The organism is Streptomyces sp. NPDC002868 (assembly GCF_055563295.1).
This window is the reverse complement of the sequence record NZ_JBVHDR010000004.1, coordinates 64,603-82,848: the sequence shown is the minus strand read 5'-3', so window position 1 is coordinate 82,848 and position 18,246 is coordinate 64,603. Positions and strand designations below refer to the sequence as shown.

General features: G+C 69.6%; 18 protein-coding genes and 3 tRNA genes. 11 read left to right on the top strand and 10 right to left on the bottom strand.

All coding sequences use genetic code 11. The annotated features are described in order from the left end of the window. Positions 1-52: 52 nt before the first annotated feature. Positions 53-952, top strand: coding sequence for a phosphoribosylaminoimidazolesuccinocarboxamide synthase (locus ACZ3H8_RS14375; RefSeq protein WP_467401454.1), 900 nt, complete (start codon positions 53-55; stop codon positions 950-952). A gap of 63 nt (positions 953-1,015) precedes the next feature. On the opposite strand, the gene ACZ3H8_RS14370 is transcribed toward ACZ3H8_RS14375, so the two are convergent. From ACZ3H8_RS14370 to ACZ3H8_RS14335, 8 genes are all read right to left on the bottom strand, one after another. Further along, positions 1,016-1,088: transfer RNA gene (locus ACZ3H8_RS14370), tRNA-Gly, on the bottom strand. Positions 1,089-1,110: 22 nt separating this feature from the next. After that, positions 1,111-1,719: a response regulator gene (locus ACZ3H8_RS14365; RefSeq protein ID WP_467401453.1), complete on the bottom strand. Its 609-nt coding sequence runs from the start codon at positions 1,717-1,719 to the stop codon at positions 1,111-1,113. Continuing rightward, positions 1,716-2,975, bottom strand: a complete 1,260-nt coding sequence (locus ACZ3H8_RS14360; protein WP_467401451.1) for a sensor histidine kinase — start codon at positions 2,973-2,975, stop codon at positions 1,716-1,718. Before ACZ3H8_RS14360 ends, ACZ3H8_RS14365 begins: the two co-directional genes overlap by 4 nt. Then, entirely contained in the window at positions 2,957-3,721 is a 765-nt protein-coding gene (locus ACZ3H8_RS14355; protein WP_467401448.1) for an ABC transporter permease, read from the bottom strand. The genes ACZ3H8_RS14360 and ACZ3H8_RS14355 overlap by 19 nt, the downstream gene beginning before the upstream one ends. Before the next feature lies 1 nt (position 3,722). Beyond that, positions 3,723-4,640, bottom strand: coding sequence for an ABC transporter ATP-binding protein (locus ACZ3H8_RS14350; RefSeq protein WP_467401446.1), 918 nt, complete (start codon positions 4,638-4,640; stop codon positions 3,723-3,725). A gap of 139 nt (positions 4,641-4,779) precedes the next feature. After that, a tRNA-Gly gene (locus ACZ3H8_RS14345) sits at positions 4,780-4,852 on the bottom strand. Between the two features lie 79 nt (positions 4,853-4,931). Continuing rightward, positions 4,932-5,003: transfer RNA gene (locus ACZ3H8_RS14340), tRNA-Gly, on the bottom strand. Between the two features lie 100 nt (positions 5,004-5,103). Then, positions 5,104-5,439 carry a histone-like nucleoid-structuring protein Lsr2 gene (locus ACZ3H8_RS14335; RefSeq protein WP_467401443.1) on the bottom strand — a complete coding sequence of 112 codons (336 nt, stop codon included), beginning with the start codon at positions 5,437-5,439 and terminating at the stop codon, positions 5,104-5,106. Between the two features lie 291 nt (positions 5,440-5,730). Between ACZ3H8_RS14335 and purS the strand changes: the two genes are divergently transcribed. The 10 genes from purS to purM all read left to right on the top strand — a co-directional run bounded on the left by purS (position 5,731) and on the right by purM (position 16,396). Further along, positions 5,731-5,976: a phosphoribosylformylglycinamidine synthase subunit PurS gene (purS, locus tag ACZ3H8_RS14330; RefSeq protein WP_215092426.1), complete on the top strand. Its 246-nt coding sequence runs from the start codon at positions 5,731-5,733 to the stop codon at positions 5,974-5,976. Continuing rightward, positions 5,973-6,653, top strand: coding sequence for a phosphoribosylformylglycinamidine synthase subunit PurQ (gene purQ, locus ACZ3H8_RS14325; RefSeq protein WP_467401439.1), 681 nt, complete (start codon positions 5,973-5,975; stop codon positions 6,651-6,653). The genes purS and purQ overlap by 4 nt, the downstream gene beginning before the upstream one ends. Beyond that, the gene (purL, locus tag ACZ3H8_RS14320; protein WP_467401437.1) at positions 6,650-8,899 is read left to right on the top strand and encodes a phosphoribosylformylglycinamidine synthase subunit PurL; all 2,250 of its coding nucleotides are present in this window, start codon (positions 6,650-6,652) and stop codon (positions 8,897-8,899) included. The genes purQ and purL overlap by 4 nt, the downstream gene beginning before the upstream one ends. A gap of 122 nt (positions 8,900-9,021) precedes the next feature. Beyond that, positions 9,022-9,528, top strand: a complete 507-nt coding sequence (locus ACZ3H8_RS14315) for an ArsR/SmtB family transcription factor (RefSeq protein ID WP_467401435.1) — start codon at positions 9,022-9,024, stop codon at positions 9,526-9,528. Between the two features lie 24 nt (positions 9,529-9,552). Then, complete coding sequence (locus tag ACZ3H8_RS14310; RefSeq protein ID WP_467401433.1) at positions 9,553-10,401, top strand: M23 family metallopeptidase; 849 nt, start codon at positions 9,553-9,555, stop codon at positions 10,399-10,401. A gap of 47 nt (positions 10,402-10,448) precedes the next feature. Further along, entirely contained in the window at positions 10,449-11,804 is a 1,356-nt protein-coding gene (locus ACZ3H8_RS14305) for a hypothetical protein (RefSeq protein WP_467401430.1), read from the top strand. A 39-nt stretch (positions 11,805-11,843) separates the two neighbouring features. Further along, positions 11,844-12,635: a maleylpyruvate isomerase family mycothiol-dependent enzyme gene (locus ACZ3H8_RS14300; RefSeq protein WP_467401428.1), complete on the top strand. Its 792-nt coding sequence runs from the start codon at positions 11,844-11,846 to the stop codon at positions 12,633-12,635. Between the two features lie 71 nt (positions 12,636-12,706). Further along, complete coding sequence (locus ACZ3H8_RS14295; protein WP_467401426.1) at positions 12,707-13,525, top strand: META domain-containing protein; 819 nt, start codon at positions 12,707-12,709, stop codon at positions 13,523-13,525. A gap of 249 nt (positions 13,526-13,774) precedes the next feature. Then, the gene (purF, locus tag ACZ3H8_RS14290; RefSeq protein ID WP_467401424.1) at positions 13,775-15,292 is read left to right on the top strand and encodes an amidophosphoribosyltransferase; all 1,518 of its coding nucleotides are present in this window, start codon (positions 13,775-13,777) and stop codon (positions 15,290-15,292) included. Between the two features lie 33 nt (positions 15,293-15,325). After that, positions 15,326-16,396, top strand: coding sequence for a phosphoribosylformylglycinamidine cyclo-ligase (gene purM / locus ACZ3H8_RS14285; RefSeq protein ID WP_467401422.1), 1,071 nt, complete (start codon positions 15,326-15,328; stop codon positions 16,394-16,396). Between the two features lie 92 nt (positions 16,397-16,488). Here the strand turns inward: purM and ACZ3H8_RS14280 are convergent, their stop codons facing one another. Then, positions 16,489-16,740, bottom strand: coding sequence for a DUF3073 domain-containing protein (locus ACZ3H8_RS14280; RefSeq protein ID WP_398992536.1), 252 nt, complete (start codon positions 16,738-16,740; stop codon positions 16,489-16,491). 277 nt (positions 16,741-17,017) lie between these two features. Beyond that, positions 17,018-18,100, bottom strand: a complete 1,083-nt coding sequence (locus tag ACZ3H8_RS14275; protein WP_467401419.1) for a Leu/Phe/Val dehydrogenase — start codon at positions 18,098-18,100, stop codon at positions 17,018-17,020. Positions 18,101-18,246: the final 146 nt, after the last annotated feature.

The following is an 18,246-nucleotide window of genomic DNA, read 5'->3' as shown; positions in this document are numbered from 1 at the left end:
CCTACTTGTGCCCCTTCGGGGCGCCCCTTTTGTTCAACCACGGGGAGGAACCGTGTCCGGATTCGTCGAAAAGCCCGAGCCGCTTCAGGTGCCGGGCCTGGTACATCTGCACACCGGCAAGGTGCGCGACCTGTACCAGAACGAGGCGGGCGACCTCGTGATGGTCGCAAGCGACCGCATCTCCGCCTACGACTGGGTGCTGCCCACCGAGATCCCCGACAAGGGCCGGGTCCTCACCCAGCTGTCGCTGTGGTGGTTCGAGCGCCTCGAGGACCTCGTCCCCAACCATGTGATCTCCACCGAGCTGCCCGCCGGTGCCCCCGCCGACTGGGCGGGCCGCACCCTCGTCTGCAAGTCCCTGCGCATGGTCCCGGTCGAGTGCGTCGCCCGCGGCTACCTCACCGGCTCGGGCCTCGCCGAGTACAACGAGACCCGTACCGTCTGCGGGATCGCGCTGCCCGAGGGCCTCTCCGACGGCTCCGAGCTCCCCGCCCCGATCTTCACGCCCGCCACCAAGGCGGCCGTCGGCGACCACGACGAGAACGTCAGTTACGAGGAAGTGGTCCGCCAGGCCGGCGCCGAGACCGCCGCCCAGCTGCGCCAGACCACCCTCGCCGTCTACAGCCGGGCCCGCGACATCGCCCGCGACCGCGGCATCATCCTGGCGGACACCAAGTTCGAATTCGGCTTCGAGGGCGACGAGCTCGTCATCGCCGACGAGGTGCTGACCCCGGACTCCTCTCGTTTCTGGCCCGCCGCGACCTGGGAGCCCGGCCGTGCCCAGCCCTCGTACGACAAGCAGTACGTCCGCGACTGGCTGACCTCGCCCGCCTCCGGCTGGGACCGCAGGAGCGAACAGCCGCCGCCGGCCCTCCCGCAGGAGATCGTCGACGCGACCCGCGCCAAGTACATCGAGGCGTACGAGCTGCTGACCGGCACAAGCTGGTCGTAGCCACGAAGGCTGGTCGTAGACACGAAGAAGGCCCCGGTCGAGGTGACCGGGGCCTTCAATCTGAGCGGACGACCAGGTTCGAACTGGCGACCTCAACCTTGGCAAGGTTGCGCTCTACCAACTGAGCTACGTCCGCATGCGCCGTAGCGCGGAGACCACTATACCCAACCTCGCTCCCGTGCGAGACGTACCGCCGTGTGCCGATTTTCGGCCCCCAGCTTGGAGGCGGCCGAAGAGAGGTAGTTCCGCACGGTCCCCTGGGACAGCGAGGCCCGCTCCGCGATCTCCGCGACCGGTGCCCCGTCCGCCGCCAGTTCCAGCACTTCCGCCTCGCGGGCGGTCAGCGGCGAGTCCCCCGCGGAGATCGCGTCCGCCGCCAACTCCGGGTCCACATAACGGTTTCCGGCGTGCACGGTACGGATGATCTCCGCCAGCCGCTGGGCGCTGACCGTCTTCGGGACAAAGCCCCGCACGCCCGCAGCCAGCGCTCTCTTCAGGTGCCCGGGCCGTCCGTGGCTGGTCACGATCATCGTCCTGCATTCGGGCAGTTCGGCACGGAGGGATGTGGCCACGCTCACACCGTCCGGGGCGGGCATCTGAAGATCGAGGACTGCGACATCGGGCCGGTGGGCCCGCGCCATGGCGAGGGCCTCGGTGCCCGAGGCCGCCTCGGCGACCACCACGAGATCGTCCTCGAGCGCGAGCAGCGCGGCCAGTGCGCCGCGGATCAGATGCTCGTCATCGGCGAGCAGTACCCGTACGGTCACACGGCCTCCTCCATGTCCTGTCCCGTCCGCTGTCCCAGTGGAACGCGGGCCGTCAGGCGGAACCGCCCGCCTCGCGCCGGTCCCGCCTCCAGCGTGCCGTCCACGGCGGACAGCCGCTCCCGCAGGCCGGCCAGGCCCGAGCCCGGGGTGCCGGCTGCCGCCTCGGCCGCCCCGTCGTTCTCGACGACCAGCACCACCGTGTCGTCCGCGGTGCGCAGCGATATCGTGCAGCGCCGCGCGTCCCCGTGCCGCAGCACGTTCGTCGTGGCCTCCCGGACCACCCAGCCCAGCGCCGACTGGACGCCGACCGGCAGCTCCGAGTCCCCGGACCGGACCGTGCAGGTGATCCCGGCCGCCGCCAAGACACCCCACGCACCCTCCAGTTCCACGCTCAGATCCGCCTCCCGGTAGCCGCGCACCACGTCCCGCACCTCTCGCTGCGACTCCTGGGCGATGCGCTGGACCTCGGTCATCTGGTCGACCGCCTCAGGCCGCCCGCGCCGCGCCAGCTGCACCGCGAGCTCGCTCTTCAGCGCGATCACGGCGAGATTCCGGCCCATCACGTCGTGCAGATCGCGGCCGAAGCGCAGTCGCTCCTCCGCGACCGCGAGCCGCGCCTGTACGTCACGCGCCTCTCGCAGCTCCCACATCACCGCCAGCACCCACATGGACCAGCGGGCCGTGAAGGCCATCCACCCGTTCACGAAGCCGGTGGTCACGACGGCGAACACCACCTCATCGGCCGTGCGCCGGGTCAGCGAAACCATCCCGCACACCACGGCCAGCACCGCGAGCTGGATCACAGCCGTGGTCCGGTTGCTCATGAGCAGGCTGTGGACGGCCAGGAAGGGCGCCAGCGCCGCCGCCAGCATCGTCGGCAGCAGCCCGGTCAGATCGACCGTCGCCCCCAGCGCCACCACGGCGGCCGTCGTCCCGGCCGTCACCGCTGCCGCCCTTGAGACCAGCCTCCGGGGCACCTGCCCCTGCCCCAGATAGGCGTCCATCGCGTGCCGGGCGAGCCGTCCGCAGAGCACCCCCTCCGCGATGGCCAGCACCGAGGCGGTCCCTACCAGGACCAGCTGCCAGTCCTCGTGGAGGGGCTGGCCCAGCAGCAGCAGCGTCAGCCCGAGGACGCCCACCCACACGATCAGATGGACCGTGCCGCGCGTGTAGAGGTCCACCTTGGCAAGCCCGCTGCGACCGCTCCAGCCCTTCACCCGCACAGGCACCCCCTCAGTCAGCGGCGCGGCTCCCATCGGAACCACCGCTGAACAGCAAACACCGAGATCGCGGTCCAGGCCAGCGTCGTCAGGGCGGCACCCAGCAGGTCCCCGGGCTCGGCCCCGCCCAGCCATCCGGCCCGTACGAGCGTCATCACCCCGGTCAGGGGCAGCAGTTCGCAGACCGATGCGACCTTCTCCGGCAGCACCTCCAGGGGTACGCAGAGGCCGGAGCCCGCCATAGAAATGACGAACATCGGCATGGTGGTGATCTGCGCGCTCTCCACGGTCTGGGTCACCGCGGATGTCACAGCCGCCAGTGCGGTCAGCAGCACCGTCCCCAGCGCCACACCCAGCACCAGCAGTTCGGGCCGCTCCGGCACCCCCAGGTGCAGGAACGCGACTCCCGCCACCACCAGCAGTACGCACTGCGCGAGCGCGAGACCGGCGGCGGGCAGCGCCGTCCCGACGAGGATCTCGCGGTCCGGCACTTCCCCCGTACGCAGCCGCTTGAGCACCAGCTCCTCGCGCCGCGCCACATAGGCCGAGACGAGGTTGAGATGGACGACCAGGATCAGCACCATGCCGATCGCGCCGGTCATCGCCGCCTCGGCGGCGCTCATCCCGGCCTTGACGGGATCGATCTGGTCCAGCGACGACTTCACCGCCACCACCATCGCCCCGGGCATCAGCAGTGCCACGCTGAGAGCGGTTCGGTTCCGCAGGAGAAGAGTCAGTTCGGCCCGCCCGAGGGCGGTCAGTCGTCCGGCCGTCGCAGTCATGTCACACACCCGCCGTCTGAGTCTGCGCGATGTCGAGGAAGGCTTCTTCCAGCGAGGCCGAGCGGGCGTCGAGCTCTTCCAGCCGTACGTCCGACTCCGTTGCCCACAGCAGCAGTTCACCGAGCGAGTGCTGCAGGTGGTGCGTACGGATCTCGATCCGCCGGCCGGCCGCCGCGGCCCGCAGCGAGAGCGGCAGCTGCCCCGCCGCCACCCCCTCGGGCAGTACGAAACGGATGCGGGCGGGCCGGGCCGCCGTCACCTCGGCCGGCGTTCCCGTGGTGACGATCCGCCCCTGGTGCATGATCGCCAGCCGGTCGGCCAGCGACTCGGCCTCCTCCAGATAATGCGTGGTCAGCAGCACGGTCGTGCCGTCCTCCCGCAGCGCACGCACCAACTCCCAGGTGTCGCGTCGTCCCTCCGCGTCAAGACCGGCCGTCGGCTCGTCGAGGAAGAGCACCTCGGGCCGCCCGAGCAGCGCCAGCGCCAGATCCAGCCGCCGCCGCTCACCGCCGGACAGCTGCTTGACCCGTACGCCGGAGCGCTCCGCGAGCCCCACCAGTTTCAGCGCCTCCCCGGTGGGGCGTGCCCCGCTGGTGCACCCCGCCCACATCCGGGTGGTCTCGGCGACCGTCAGGTCGGAGGGGAAGCCGCCCTCCTGGAGCATCACGCCGATCCGGGGCCGGACGGCGGCGCGCTCGCGGAAGGGATCGTGGCCGAGCACCCGCACCCGCCCGTCGTCGGGGGCGGCGAGGCCCTCCAGCAGCTCGACCGTGGAGGTCTTGCCCGCGCCGTTGGTTCCGAGCAGGGCGAAGATCTCGCCGCGCGCCACGGAGAAGGCGATCCCGGTCACTGCCTCGAAGCCACCGGCGTAGGTCCGCCGTAGCCCTTCCGCCTCGATCACGTACTCGTCGCTGGTCATGACTCAAGGCTTCCGCCGACGAGGCGCGACGGGCAGTGCGTGCTGTCACCGGCCCCGATGACAAATGTCATCGGGGTTCGCACCCGTCCAGCGCATACGACGAAGGCCCCGGTCGAATCGACCAGGGCCTTCTTCTCTGAGCGGACGACGAGATTCGAACTCGCGACCCTCACCTTGGCAAGGTGATGCTCTACCAACTGAGCCACGTCCGCATTGCCTCGCTCAGCTCTCACTGGGCGGTGCTTCCACCACTCTACCTGATCCACACCAGTGGCCGGTAAAGCGATGCAGAGCGGGTGACAGGAATTGCACACTGCGCCTTCCCCCTGGAAGGGGGATGTTCTACTACTGAACTACACCCGCACGCTGCGTGAGACGGGGCCTTGCGGCCTCGCCCTTCGGCGTGCTCCAGACTCTAGCCGACCGCCAGGGGTGCAGCGCAACCCGGATCCGCTCGTGCCCCTCAACTGGCTTGGCGGAAGGCCTCGTAGACCCGCTTGGGGATTCGGCCGCGGGCCGGTACGTCCATCTTGTTGGACTGCGCCCAGGCCCGAACGGCCGCCGGGGCGGGCTCGAGCGAGGTGTGCCGGTAGGTGACGCGGGACTTGTCACGCTTCCCGGCGTATGTCTGCTTCCGGCCGGCCGCCATGTACGGGGCCAGGGCCTTGCGCAGTTTCTTTGCATTGGAGGGATTGAGGTCGATCTCGTACGACTTCCCGTCCACGGCGAACGCGACCGTTTCCGCCGCTTCTCCGCCGTCGATGTCGTCGGAGAGCGTGACCACTACTCGCTGAGCCACGGATATCGGTCCTTTCCTGCGGTATCACCGGTTTGACATGCTGTTGTGACATGCGGCGATACCGACTTTGCGGATGTTGAGGGGCAATGCTGCTTTCCTCTGTATTCCTTTGTACAGCGACAGGCGACGCATTGTGAAGCCCAGCCAATTACATGCGCGTGTCCGGGGCAATGGGTGGGGGGATATTTTCCCGGGATTTTGGTTGCGCGTTCTCCGGATATCTACCCGCGTAGATTTTTCGGGCGGGTACGCTGAGGGAACCGCCCTCGCAACACACCACCGGGAGTGCCCGTGGCACGCGTCGTAGTCGACGTCATGCTCAAGCCCGAGATCCTCGACCCCCAGGGACAGGCAGTACAGCGTGCACTGCCCCGTCTCGGATTCGACGGAATCGCGGACGTACGTCAGGGAAAGCGCTTCGAGCTGGAGGTGGAGGGGCCGGTCGACGACGCCGCCCTCGCCCGCATCCATGAGATGGCCGAAACGTTCCTCGCCAACACCGTCATCGAGGACTTCGTCGTGAAGGTGGAGTCGTGACCTCTCGTATCGGAGTCGTCACATTCCCCGGCACGCTCGACGACCGGGACAGCCTGCGCGCCGTACGTCTCGCGGGCGCCGAGCCGGTCTCGCTCTGGCACCGCGACAAGGACCTCAAGCAGGTCGACGCCGTGGTTCTCGCCGGAGGTTTCTCCTACGGCGACTATCTGCGGGCCGGAGCCATCTCCCGGTTCTCGCCGGTGATGGAAACGATCATCGACCAGGCGAAGGCCGGTATGCCGGTTCTCGGGATCTGCAACGGCTTCCAGATCCTCACCGAGTCGCATCTGCTGCCGGGCGCCATGCTCCAGAACAACCACCTGCACTTCATCTGCCGTGAGCAGAAGCTGCGGGTGGAGACGAGCGAGACGGCCTGGACCGCGGACTACACCGCCGGCCAGGAGATCTCGGTCCCGCTCAAGAACATGGACGGGCGGTACGTCGCCGACGAGCGCACGCTCGACGAGCTGGAGGCCGAGGGCCGGGTCGCCTTCCGCTATCTGGACTTCAACCCGAACGGTTCGCTGCGCGACATCGCCGGCATCACCAACGCCGCGGGCAATGTCGTCGGCCTGATGCCGCACCCGGAGCACGCCGTCGAGCCCCTGATCGGCACGGGCCGCACCGACGGCCTCGGTTTCTTCACCTCGATCCTCAAGAAGCTGGTCAACGCATGAGCCTGGATACGGTCAAGCACGCGACCGAGACCCCGGACGTCGAGCAGCCCTGGGCCGAACTCGGTCTCAAGCAGGACGAGTACGAGCGCATCCACGAGATCCTCGGCCGCCGTCCCACCGGTGCCGAGCTCGCCATGTACTCCGTGATGTGGTCCGAGCACTGCTCGTACAAGAGCAGCAAGGTCCACCTCAGGCAGTTCGGCGAGAAGGTCCCGGAGAACGACGCGATGCTCGTCGGCATCGGCGAGAACGCGGGCGTCGTGGACGTCGGCCAGGGGTACGCGGTCACCTTCAAGGTCGAGTCGCACAACCACCCGTCGTACATCGAGCCCTACCAGGGCGCGGCCACCGGCGTCGGTGGCATCGTCCGCGACATCCTCGCCATGGGCGCCCGCCCGGTCGCGGTCGTCGACCCGCTGCGCTTCGGCGCTGCCGACCACCCCGACACCAAGCGCGTCCTGCCGGGCGTCGTCGCGGGCATCGGCGGCTACGGCAACTGCCTCGGCCTGCCGAACATCGGCGGCGAGGTCGTCTTCGACTCCTGCTACCAGGGCAACCCGCTGGTCAACGCCGGCTGCATCGGCGTGATGAAGCACGAGGACATCCACCTCGCGCAGGCCTCGGGCCCCGGCAACAAGGTCATCCTGTACGGCGCCCGCACGGGCGGCGACGGCATCGGCGGCGTCTCGGTCCTGGCGAGTGAGACGTTCGATTCGACGGGTCCCGCCAAGCGCCCCGCCGTCCAGGTCGGCGACCCCTTCCAGGAGAAGCTCCTCATCGAGTGCACGCTCGAGATCTTCAAGGAGAAGCTGGTCGCGGGCATCCAGGACCTCGGCGGCGCGGGCCTGTCCTGCGCGACGAGCGAGCTGGCGAGCGCCGGCTCCGGCGGTATGCGCGTCGAGCTCGACACCGTCCCGCTGCGTGACGCGAGCCTCTCGCCCGAGGAAATCCTCATGAGCGAGTCGCAGGAGCGCATGTGCGCGATCGTCGAGCCCGACAAGGTCGAGCGCTTCCTGGAGATCTGCGAGAAGTGGGACGTCATCGCCACCGTCATCGGTGAGGTGACCGAGGGCGAGCGTCTGGAGATCTTCTGGCACGGCGAGCAGATCGTCGACGTCCCGCCGCGGACCGTTGCCCACGAGGGCCCGGTGTACGAGCGTCCCTACGCCCGTCCCGAGTGGCAGGACGCGCTCCAGGCCGACGACGCGAACAAGCTTCCCCGGCCGGCGAGCTCCGACGAGCTGCGTGAGCAGGTCCTCGCCCTGGTCTCCTCGCCGAACCAGGCGTCGAAGTCCTGGATCACCGACCAGTACGACCGTTTCGTCCAGGGCAACACTGTGCTGGCCCAGCCCGAGGACGCGGGCATGGTCCGGATCGACGAGGAGTCGAACCTGGGCGTGGCCATGGCGACCGACGGCAATGGCCGGTACGCGAAGCTCGACCCGTACACGGGCGCGCAGCTCGCGCTGGCGGAGGCGTACCGCAATGTCGCCGCATCCGGCGCCAGGCCGCTCGCCATCTCGGACTGCCTGAACTTCGGCTCGCCCGAGGACCCGGCCGTCATGTGGCAGTTCGCGGAGGCCACGCGCGGTCTCGCGGACGGCTGCCTCCAGCTGGGCACCCCGGTCACGGGCGGCAATGTCTCGCTCTACAACCAGACCGGCGAGGTCGCCATCCACCCGACGCCGGTCGTGGCGGTACTCGGTGTGATCGACGACGTCAACCGCCGTACGCCGATCGCCTTCAAGGAAGAGGGCCAGCTCCTCTACCTGCTGGGCGACACGCGTGAGGAGTTCGGCGGCTCGGCCTGGTCCCAGGTGATCCACGACCACCTCGGCGGACTGCCGCCGGCCGTGGACCTGGACCGCGAGAAGCTGCTCGGCGAGATCCTGATCTCCGCATCCCGCGACGGCATGATCGACGCGGCGCACGACCTGTCGGACGGCGGTCTGATCCAGGCGGTTGTCGAGTCGTGCCTGCGCGGCGGGACGGGCGCGCGGCTGATCGTGCCCGACGGGCTGGACGCGTTCACGTTCCTGTTCAGCGAGTCGGCGGGGCGCGCGGTCGTCTCGGTGCCGCGCAGCGAGGAGCTCCGCTTCAACGACATGTGCGGGGCGCGGGGGCTGCCGGTGACGCGGATCGGCGTCGTGGACGGCGAAGAGGTCGAGATCCAGGGCGAGTTCAGCATCCCGCTGAGGGAGCTGCGTACGGCGCACGAGGAGACCATTCCCGGTCTGCTGGTCTGACGTCTGCTGCTCCGGCCGTCTGCTGGATCGGCGCACTGCCGGCTGAGCCCCTGCCCCTCTCGGGGTGGGGGCTCAGTCGTTTCCCTCTTGCGCGAGATTACGTAACTACGTAGCTTTAGAACATGGATCTGGAGGAGCGCGTCGCCGAGCTGGAGCGCCGGATCGCGGCGCTGGAGAGCGCGGGGCCGGCCGAGGCACCGGAGCTGGGCGCCGGCGACTTCTGGGCACTGGAAGGCCTCAAACAGCAGCTCGCCGGGGCCGAAGCGCCGGACGGCGGTGTGCTGTTCACCGGGTCCGTACGACTGCCCACGCAGGAGCGGTACGAGTGGCAGTACGGCGCGCTCACGGACGGCCTGCTCGCCGCCGACTGGGAGCAGACCGCGGAGTCCTTCGCGGCGCTCGGCAATGCCGTACGGCTGCGGCTGCTGCGGGAGATCCTCGGTGGCCGGCGTACGGCTGCCGACCTGACCGAGCTCGAAGGGCTCGGCACGACAGGCCAGATCTACCACCATCTGCGCCAGCTGACCGGTGCGGGCTGGCTGCACACGCCGAGCCGCGGCCGCTACGAGGTGCCGGGCACCCGGGTGGTGCCGCTGCTCGTGGTGCTGGCCGCTGCCCGCCCGCACTGACGTCATCGCCAAGGGGGAACGAGTATGTCCGTCCGTAAGCTGTTCATGATCGTCTACCGCTGCTGCATCGTGGCCTTCATCGCCCTGGTCGTCGTCGCGTCTCTCACCGATCTGCCCCTGGCATGGGTCTGGCTGCCGGCGGCCCTGGCGATTGCCATCGCCCTGGGGATGAGCCGCAAGGCCCGCGCTGAACAGGCTGGGCGGCCGCCCGCCGTCGAGGTGGACGCGCCGGTGACGGGCCGCTGGTCAGCGCTGAACAGCCCCGCGGACAAGGTCCCGAGCCATGGCACGCACGGCTACGGACAGACGTACGCGATCGACATCGTGGCCGAACCGGTAGGGCCCCCGGAGGCGAAGGACGGTTCCCGTCCCACCTCCCGTCCCGCCTTCCGCTGGCTGTGGCCCGTCGTCCGCCGCAGCCGTGACTTCCCGGCCTTCGGGGCCCCGCTGCTCGCGGTGGCCGACGCCACCGTCGTCCGCGCGACCGACGGTCAGCGCGACCATCTGAGCCGCAACTCCCTTCCTGCGCTGGTCTATCTGATGCTCATCGAGGCAGCCGTACGGGAGATGAGCGGCGCAACGCGTGTCACGGGCAACCACATCGTGCTGGACCTCGGGGACGGTACATACGCGATGTACGCGCACCTCCAGCGCGGCTCGCTCGCCGTCCGCGAAGGCGACCGGGTGCGGGCCGGACAGCAGCTCGCCCGCTGCGGGAACTCCGGCAACTCCACCGAGCCGCATGTCCACTTCCAGTTGATGGACGGGCCGGACCTGGACACGGCGCGGGGCATCCCGTTCCGGTGGCGGGGCATCGGAGTCCCGAGGAACGGCGAGCCGTTCACCGCCGGTGAGCCGGTGCTGCCCGACTGATAACTTCGGCGGCCGGGCCGACACCGGCTCGTCGTACGGGGGAGTCCATGAATCACTCGCACATACCGCGCTGGCCCGACGATCCGGGCACGCACATCGCCTTTCCGGACCGCGCCCCGCGGCTGTTCCCGGACCGCGGGAGCCGTCTGCGCAATACGGTCAACCGGCTGCTGTGCGCGGTGGCGGTGGCGGGGATCGGTGGGGCCTGCTGGGGTTTCTGGCTGGAGTACGACGAGAACAGGGACCGGGCGGCCGGCGAGAAGGCGATCGCGGAGGCCTGTGGGGACGTGGCCGATCCGGCCGCGGTCATGGACCTGGGCGGCGGGATCGACCGGGCCAAGGTGGGCAGTTCGCACAGCGACAGCTTCGACCTGCACCCCTCGGTGCCGGGCTCGTGCGAGATCTACCGGGTCGGCGACCCCGGCACCAGGTACGGATACTTCGCCCTGTCGTTCACTCCGCGGCCGAACGAGGAATACGGCAACATCGTCGGCAAGGGGGAGGAGGAGCCCTTCGGCGACCGCTACGACGACGACCGGCCGGACGACCTCACGAGCACCGCGGACTACGCACCCGAACAGCCGCTTGGCGACGGCCGCCTCGGCACGTTCGACGACGACACTGTCTCGGTCAACGCGGTCTGCTCGAAGCCGGCCTCGAAGGCCGGCTCGACCTCGGGGACCTCCGGGCCCTCTCTGACCTCTCTGACCTCTCTGACCGTCGATGTGACGGCGATGTACGACGGCGTGCCGACCGGCGACCGGGCGCGCCTCGCGGACATCGCGGTGCACGCGGCGCGCAGGGCCGCCGACAAGCTGGGCTGCGCGACGAAGGTGCCCGAAGCGCCCGACGCCACCCTGGCGGCACCCGGCCGCCGCCTCGCCCCCGCCGCGCGGGCGGACGGCACCTGCGCCTGGTACCCGCGGCTGCTGCGCACCTCCGCTCGCGGGCACCTCCCCGACCGGGCCCTTTCCACCCCCGCAGCCGGGCAGGCCTGGAGCGAGCGCTGCCTGCTGGCGCTCAGCCCGTCCGCCACCGCGCGGGCCGCGCGGGAGAGCGGCGAGGAGGCCGACGGGCTCCACGGTCTCGACCCGTGGTGGGCCGCCCTGGACTCCTGGTTCGGGGACGAGGCGAGAATCGTGTACGCGGAGGCCGGTTACAAGTCCCAGCGCCACCTCGCACCCGGCACCGCCGGCGGCTATCCGCGGGCGAACGTCTGGTGGGCCTCGGCCGTCTGCCGGGGCGTACCGGCCGTGCACACCCTGACCGTGGCCGACCACTACGAGAAGGCCGTCCGCACGCAACTGGGCGCGCTGCTGCGTGCGTACGTCGACGACGTCACCGAGCGCCGCGGCTGCACGGATGTGAAGTTCCCCAGGCCCGCGGACTTCGCCACGAAGTGACCACGGCCGCTGTCGTACCCAACCCTTAATGTCGGTTCCATGCCACCGGCCAAGAAACGCACCCGCAACTACGACCACGCCACCATCCGCGCCGCCGTGCTCGCCCAGTTCGGGCATGTACGGCAGGCGGTAAACACCCTCACACCAGAGCAGTTCGCGCTGCCCACGCGCCTCGGCGACTGGACCGTGCGCGAACTGACCGCGCACATCGCCCTGGTCGCCGGCCTCGTAGCCCGCTATCTCACCCTGCCCGAGCCGGAGAAGGCGGACGTCGCCCTGCTGGACTGGCCGTTCGCGACGGTCACGGCCGCCGGGCAGGTCGACGAGGACACCAGGGCCTTCGCGGCGGCCTCCGAGCCCGGCGAGCTGTTCGCGCGTACGGCGGCCCGGCTCGAAGAGCTGCTGCCGTCCGCTTCCGAGAACCGGCTGGTGCCGATGCGGTTCGGCGCGATGCGCCTCGAGGACTTCCTGGTCACCCGGACCGTCGAGCTGATCGTCCACACCGACGATCTGAACGCGGCGACCGGGCTGGACATCCCGTACGACCGCAATGCGCTCGCGGCCTGCACGCGCCTGCTCGCCGACGCCCTCGCGGTGAAGGCGCCCGGCGGGTCGGTCGAGGTGCGGGTGCCGCCGTTCGCCGTCGTCCAGTGCGTCGAGGGACCGCGGCACACCCGTGGCACCCCGCCCAATGTCGTCGAGACCGACCCGCTGACCTGGATCCGCCTCGCCACCGGGCGTACGGGATGGGCCGAGGCCGTCGACGCGGCGAAGGTCAGCGCGAGCGGCGAGCGCGCCGACCTTTCTGGCCTGCTCCCGATCCTGGGCTGACGGCGGCGCTCCGGCCGCGGCAACCGGGGGAACGGGGGGAACCAGGGCTCCGCCACCTCCGTCCCATCGGTATGCGTAACCAGTTGAGCATTCCTGTCACCGCCCTGGCCCTCCTCGCCCTCGCCGCCTGCGGCACGGAATCGGGTTCCGGATCCGGTGCCGGCGGCGACGGAGACGGATCGGTCACGACCGATCTGCCCCTCACCGGCGTCCACTGGTCCGTCGACAGCGTGACCGTCGACGGCAAGAAGTCCGCGGCCCCGGCCGGCGCACACGTCGAGATCACCAGCAAGGGCCGCGCCCAGGGCAACTACGGCTGCAACCACTTCGGTGCGGACGTCAAGGTCGACGGTGACACGATCACCGTGGGCCCGGGCGAGATGACCGAGATGGCCTGCGCCAAGGACATCCAGGGCTTCGAGGACGCGCTGCGGGCGGCCTTCTCCGGCAAGCTCAAGGCGAAGATCGCCGACGAGAAGCTCACGCTGACCACCGCGAAGGGCGACTCCATCGCCCTCACCTCCGAGCCCCCGGCGCCGCTGGTCGGCACCAAGTGGACCGTGAACTCCCTCCTCTCCGGCGAGACCGCCTCCTCGCTGCCCCCCGGCACGGAGAAGAACGCGCATCTGACCTTCGGCAAGGACGGTTCCGTACGCGGCAGCCTCGGCTGCAACACCTTCACCAGCACCGCGAAGATCTCCGGCGCCACGATCACCTTCGACCGCCTGGCCACGACGCGGAAGGTGTGCACGGGTACGGCGATGACGCTGGAGAGCCACCTGCTCAAGGTCCTCGACGGCAAGGTGACGTACAAACTGCACCACCGCGGCCTGTCCCTCACCGCGGCGGACGGCAAGGGACTGGCCGCGACGGCGGCGCCGGCGAAGTGATCAGACTGGGTAAGTGATCAGACGGGGCGATCAGACGGGGTGATCGGACGGGGTCAGCCCGTCTCAGGGGCGCGTACCTGTCAACGATCGTCCCGCAGTGTGGACGCCCGTCCGGACGCCCCTCCGGGCGCTGACCCGCAGGCCCAGCCCACGATCGAGCCCCCACCGACACCCTCACCCGCACCCCCGCCGACCCCTCCCCGCATCCCCAATTCGGACCAGTGGTCGATCTCGCCTACACTCGGTGCCGTGCCACGTGGTGACGGACGACTCAACCACGACCTGCTCCCCGGTGAGAAAGGCCCCCAGGACGCTTGCGGCGTCTTCGGTGTCTGGGCTCCGGGCGAAGAGGTCGCGAAGCTCACTTACTTTGGGCTGTACGCCCTCCAACATCGAGGCCAGGAATCCGCGGGAATCGCGGTGAGCAACGGCTCCCAGATCCTCGTATTCAAGGACATGGGCCTGGTTTCCCAGGTCTTCGACGAGACTTCTCTCGGCTCGCTCCAGGGCCACATCGCGGTCGGTCACGCCCGCTACTCGACCACGGGCGCCTCCGTGTGGGAGAACGCACAGCCGACCTTCCGGGCCACCGCCCACGGCTCCATCGCGCTCGGCCACAACGGAAACCTGGTCAACACGGCCCAGCTCGCCGAGATGGTCGCCGCCCTCCCCAAGGAGAACGGCCGGTCAACCCAGGTCGCCGCCACCAACGACACCGATCTGGTCACCGCGCTCCTCGCGGGCCAGGTCGACGACGACGGCAAGCCGCTCACCATAGAAGCGGGCGCGGCCAAGGTGCTCCCGGACGTCAGGGGCGCGTTCTCGCTCGTCTTCATGGACGAGGGCACCCTGTACGCCGCCCGCGACCCGCAGGGCATCCGCCCCCTCGTCCTCGGCCGCCTCGAACGCGGCTGGGTCGTCGCGAGCGAGTCCGCCGCGCTCGACATCTGCGGCGCCAGCTTCGTCCGCGAGATCGAGCCGGGCGAGCTCATCGCCATCGACGAGAACGGCATCCGCACCTCCCGCTTCGCGGAAGCGAAGCCCAAGGGCTGTGTCTTCGAGTACGTCTACCTCGCTCGCCCCGACACCGACATCGCCGGCCGGAACGTCTATCTCTCCCGTGTCGAGATGGGCCGCAGGCTCGCCAAGGAAGCCCCGGTCGACGCGGATCTGGTGATAGCGACGCCGGAGTCCGGCACCCCCGCCGCCATCGGCTACGCCGAAGCCAGCGGAATCCCCTACGGCTCCGGTCTGGTGAAGAACGCCTACGTCGGCCGCACCTTCATCCAGCCCTCCCAGACCATCCGCCAGCTCGGCATCCGCCTCAAGCTGAACCCCCTCAAGGAAGTCATCCGGGGCAAGCGCCTGGTCGTCGTCGACGACTCGATCGTCCGCGGCAACACCCAGCGCGCCCTGGTCAAGATGCTCCGCGAGGCCGGCGCCGCCGAGGTCCACATCCGGATCTCGTCCCCGCCGGTGAAGTGGCCCTGCTTCTTCGGCATCGACTTCGCGACCCGCGCCGAGCTGATCGCCAACGGCATGACGATCGAGGAGATCGGCACCTCGCTGGGCGCCGACTCTCTCTCGTACATCTCTCTCGACGGCATGATCGAGGCGACCACCATCGCCAAGCCGAATCTCTGCCGCGCCTGCTTCGACGGCGAGTACCCGATGGATCTGCCCGATCCCGAGCTGCTCGGCAAGCAGCTTCTGGAGACCGAGCTGGCGGGCGGCGCCGATGCCGCCGACGCGCTCCGTCGCCCGTAACGCCCCCGTTTTACGACACGAAAGTTCTTGGCTATGTCTGCTGAGTCCACCGGTGCCAGCTACGCGTCCGCAGGTGTCGACATCGAGGCGGGTGACCGCGCGGTCGAGCTGATGAAGGAGTGGGTCAAGAAGACGCAGCGCCCCGAGGTCCTCGGCGGCCTCGGCGGCTTCGCCGGTCTCTTCGACGCCTCCGCCCTCAAGCGTTACGAGCGCCCGCTGCTCGCCTCGGCCACGGACGGCGTCGGCACGAAGGTCGACCTCGCCCGCCGGATGGGCGTGTACGACACGATCGGCCACGACCTCGTCGGCATGGTCGTCGACGACCTCGTCGTCTGCGGCGCCGAGCCGCTCTTCATGACCGACTACATCTGCGTCGGCAAGGTCCACCCTGAGCGCGTCGCCGCCATCGTCAAGGGCATCGCCGAGGGCTGTGTGCTGGCCGGCTGTGCGCTGGTCGGCGGCGAGACCGCCGAGCACCCCGGGCTCCTCGGTGAGGACGACTTCGACGTCGCCGGCGCCGGTACGGGCGTGGTCGAGGCCGACCGGCTGCTGGGCGCGGATCGTATCCGTACGGGTGACGCGGTCATCGCCATGGCGTCCTCCGGGCTTCACTCCAACGGGTACTCGCTCGTACGGCACGTGCTCTTCGACCGCGCGAACATGGCGCTGGACCAGCAGGTGGAGGAGTTCGGGCGCACCCTCGGCGAGGAACTGCTCGAGCCCACCAAGATCTACTCGCTGGACTGCCTGGCGCTCACCCGGACCACCGAGGTGCACGCTTTCAGCCACATCACCGGCGGCGGTCTTGCCAACAACCTCGCCCGGGTCATTCCGGACAATCTGCACGCGGTCGTCGACCGTTCGACCTGGACCCCCGGCGCGGTCTTCGACCTCGTCGGCAAGGCCGGCCAGGTCGAGCGTCTCGAGCTTGAGAAGACCCTCAACATGGGCGTGGGCATGATCGCCGTCGTCCCCGAGGAGTCGGTGGACGCGGCGCTGACCACGCTCGCGGACCGCGGCGTCGACGCCTGGGTCGCGGGAGAGATCACGGACCGTGGCGACCGCGCCACGGGCGCGACCCTCACGGGCACGTATTCACACTAGGCACAGTCGCAAGCTGAACAGCACAGAACCCGGTCCTGGGGTGAGCCCCGGACCGGGTCGGTGTGTGCCTAGTGCAACGGCCTAGTGCAACGTCAAGCGCCGCGGCGCTGCGACGACGGACCGGACTCGTCGTCCTCGTCCTCGTCGTCGTTGTACAGATCCGCGTACTGTGCGTACGGGTCGTCTTCCTCGTCGTCGTCCTCGAACGGCTCGCCGTTCGGAGGCTGACTCGAAGTCGAAGCGCCCAGCTCGTTGGCCAGACGCGACAGGTCAGTCCCGCCGCTGTTGTACTTCAGCTGGCGGGCGACCTTTGTCTGCTTGGCCTTGGCCCGGCCGCGCCCCATGGCTCGACCCCCTCGGTGACGGGGCTCGACGGCCCCAGAGTCTTGACACGCGTTCATGATTCAGAACGGGCTCTCCGTGGAGAGACCGGTCCGTAGGGCTTCAACGGTACCTGCTTCCGCGGCCATACGGTACGCCGCCCGCATGACGCGCCACTTCACAGGACCCGCGAGGAGCCCTGTCCTCGCTGGTCAACTGCGATTTTAACCTCTTCTCGGCAGTCGACCCGCCGACCGGGGTGAGTCTTCTCTCCCAGTCGGCGGGCCAGGGCCTGCCAGGTCAGTGGCCGCGGGCCTCCGCCATCCGCTGCTCGGCGATCCGGTCCGCCGCCGCGGCCGGCGGAATCCCGTCTTCCTTCGCACGTGCGAATATGGCCAGCGTGGTGTCGAAGATCTTCGCCGCCTTCGCCTTGCAGCGGTCGAAGTCGAAGCCGTGCAGTTCGTCGGCGACCTGGATGACTCCGCCGGCGTTCACCACATAGTCGGGGGCGTAGAGGATCCCGTGGTCCGCGATGTCCTTCTCGACGCCCGGGTGCGCGAGCTGGTTGTTGGCAGCGCCGCACACCACCTTCGCGGTGAGCACGGTCACGGAGTCGTCGTTCAGCGCGCCGCCGAGCGCGCACGGGGCGTAGACGTCCAGGCCCTCCGTACGGATCAGGGCGTCCGTGTCCGCCACCGCTGTGACCTGCGGGTGCTTGTCGAGAATCCGGCGTACGGACTCCTCGCGCACATCCGTGATCACGACCTCGGCGCCGTCCTGCAGCAGGTGCTCGACCAGGTGGTGGCCGACCTTGCCGACGCCCGCGATGCCGACCTTGCGGCCGCGCAGCGTCGGGTCGCCCCACAGGTGCTGGGCCGAGGCCCGCATGCCCTGGAAGACGCCGTAGGCCGTGAGGACCGACGAGTCGCCGGCGCCGCCGTTCTCGGGGGAGCGGCCGGTGGCCCAGCGCGTCTCGCGGGCCACGACGTCCATGTCCGCGACGTACGTGCCGACGTCGCAGGCCGTCACATAGCGGCCACCGAGGGAGTCCACGAAGCGGCCGTAGGCGAGCAGCAGCTCCTCGGTCTTGACCGTCTCCGGGTCGCCGATGATCACGGCCTTGCCGCCGCCGTGGTCAAGACCGGCCATGGCGTTCTTGTACGACATCCCCCGGGACAGGTTCAGCGCGTCCGCGACGGCCTCTTCCTCGGTGGCGTACGGATAGAAGCGGGTGCCGCCGAGGGCCGGGCCCAGGGCGGTGGAGTGGATGGCGATGACGGCCTTCAGCCCAGAGGCGCGGTCCTGGCACAGCACGACTTGCTCGTGGCCTCCCTGGTCCGATCGGAACAGGGTGTGCAGGACGCCGTCGGTCACATCGGTCACGGTGGTGACTCCCAAGTACGAAGCGGCGGTGGAAGGGCTTCCTTGGGGTCTCCCCGTCGCTTGTGGCAGGGGAAGGGTGGGGAAGCCTTAAGTTTCGGCACGAGAGTAAGTCCTACGCGTGCGTAGATCCGACGCAGTGCTGAGGA

Coding starts and splice junctions, on each gene's coding strand:
- ACZ3H8_RS14360 (WP_467401451.1), bottom strand. CDS start 2,975: ATGGGAGCCGCGCCGCTGACTGAGGGGGTGCCTGTGCGGGTGAAGGGC.
- ACZ3H8_RS14355 (WP_467401448.1), bottom strand. CDS start 3,721: ATGACTGCGACGGCCGGACGACTGACCGCCCTCGGGCGGGCCGAACTG.
- ACZ3H8_RS14350 (WP_467401446.1), bottom strand. CDS start 4,640: ATGACCAGCGACGAGTACGTGATCGAGGCGGAAGGGCTACGGCGGACC.
- purL (WP_467401437.1), top strand. CDS start 6,650: ATGAGCCTGGATACGGTCAAGCACGCGACCGAGACCCCGGACGTCGAG.
- ACZ3H8_RS14315 (WP_467401435.1), top strand. CDS start 9,022: ATGGATCTGGAGGAGCGCGTCGCCGAGCTGGAGCGCCGGATCGCGGCG.
- ACZ3H8_RS14310 (WP_467401433.1), top strand. CDS start 9,553: ATGTCCGTCCGTAAGCTGTTCATGATCGTCTACCGCTGCTGCATCGTG.
- ACZ3H8_RS14305 (WP_467401430.1), top strand. CDS start 10,449: ATGAATCACTCGCACATACCGCGCTGGCCCGACGATCCGGGCACGCAC.
- ACZ3H8_RS14300 (WP_467401428.1), top strand. CDS start 11,844: ATGCCACCGGCCAAGAAACGCACCCGCAACTACGACCACGCCACCATC.
- ACZ3H8_RS14295 (WP_467401426.1), top strand. CDS start 12,707: ATGCGTAACCAGTTGAGCATTCCTGTCACCGCCCTGGCCCTCCTCGCC.
- purM (WP_467401422.1), top strand. CDS start 15,326: ATGTCTGCTGAGTCCACCGGTGCCAGCTACGCGTCCGCAGGTGTCGAC.
- ACZ3H8_RS14280 (WP_398992536.1), bottom strand. CDS start 16,740: ATGGGGCGCGGCCGGGCCAAGGCCAAGCAGACAAAGGTCGCCCGCCAG.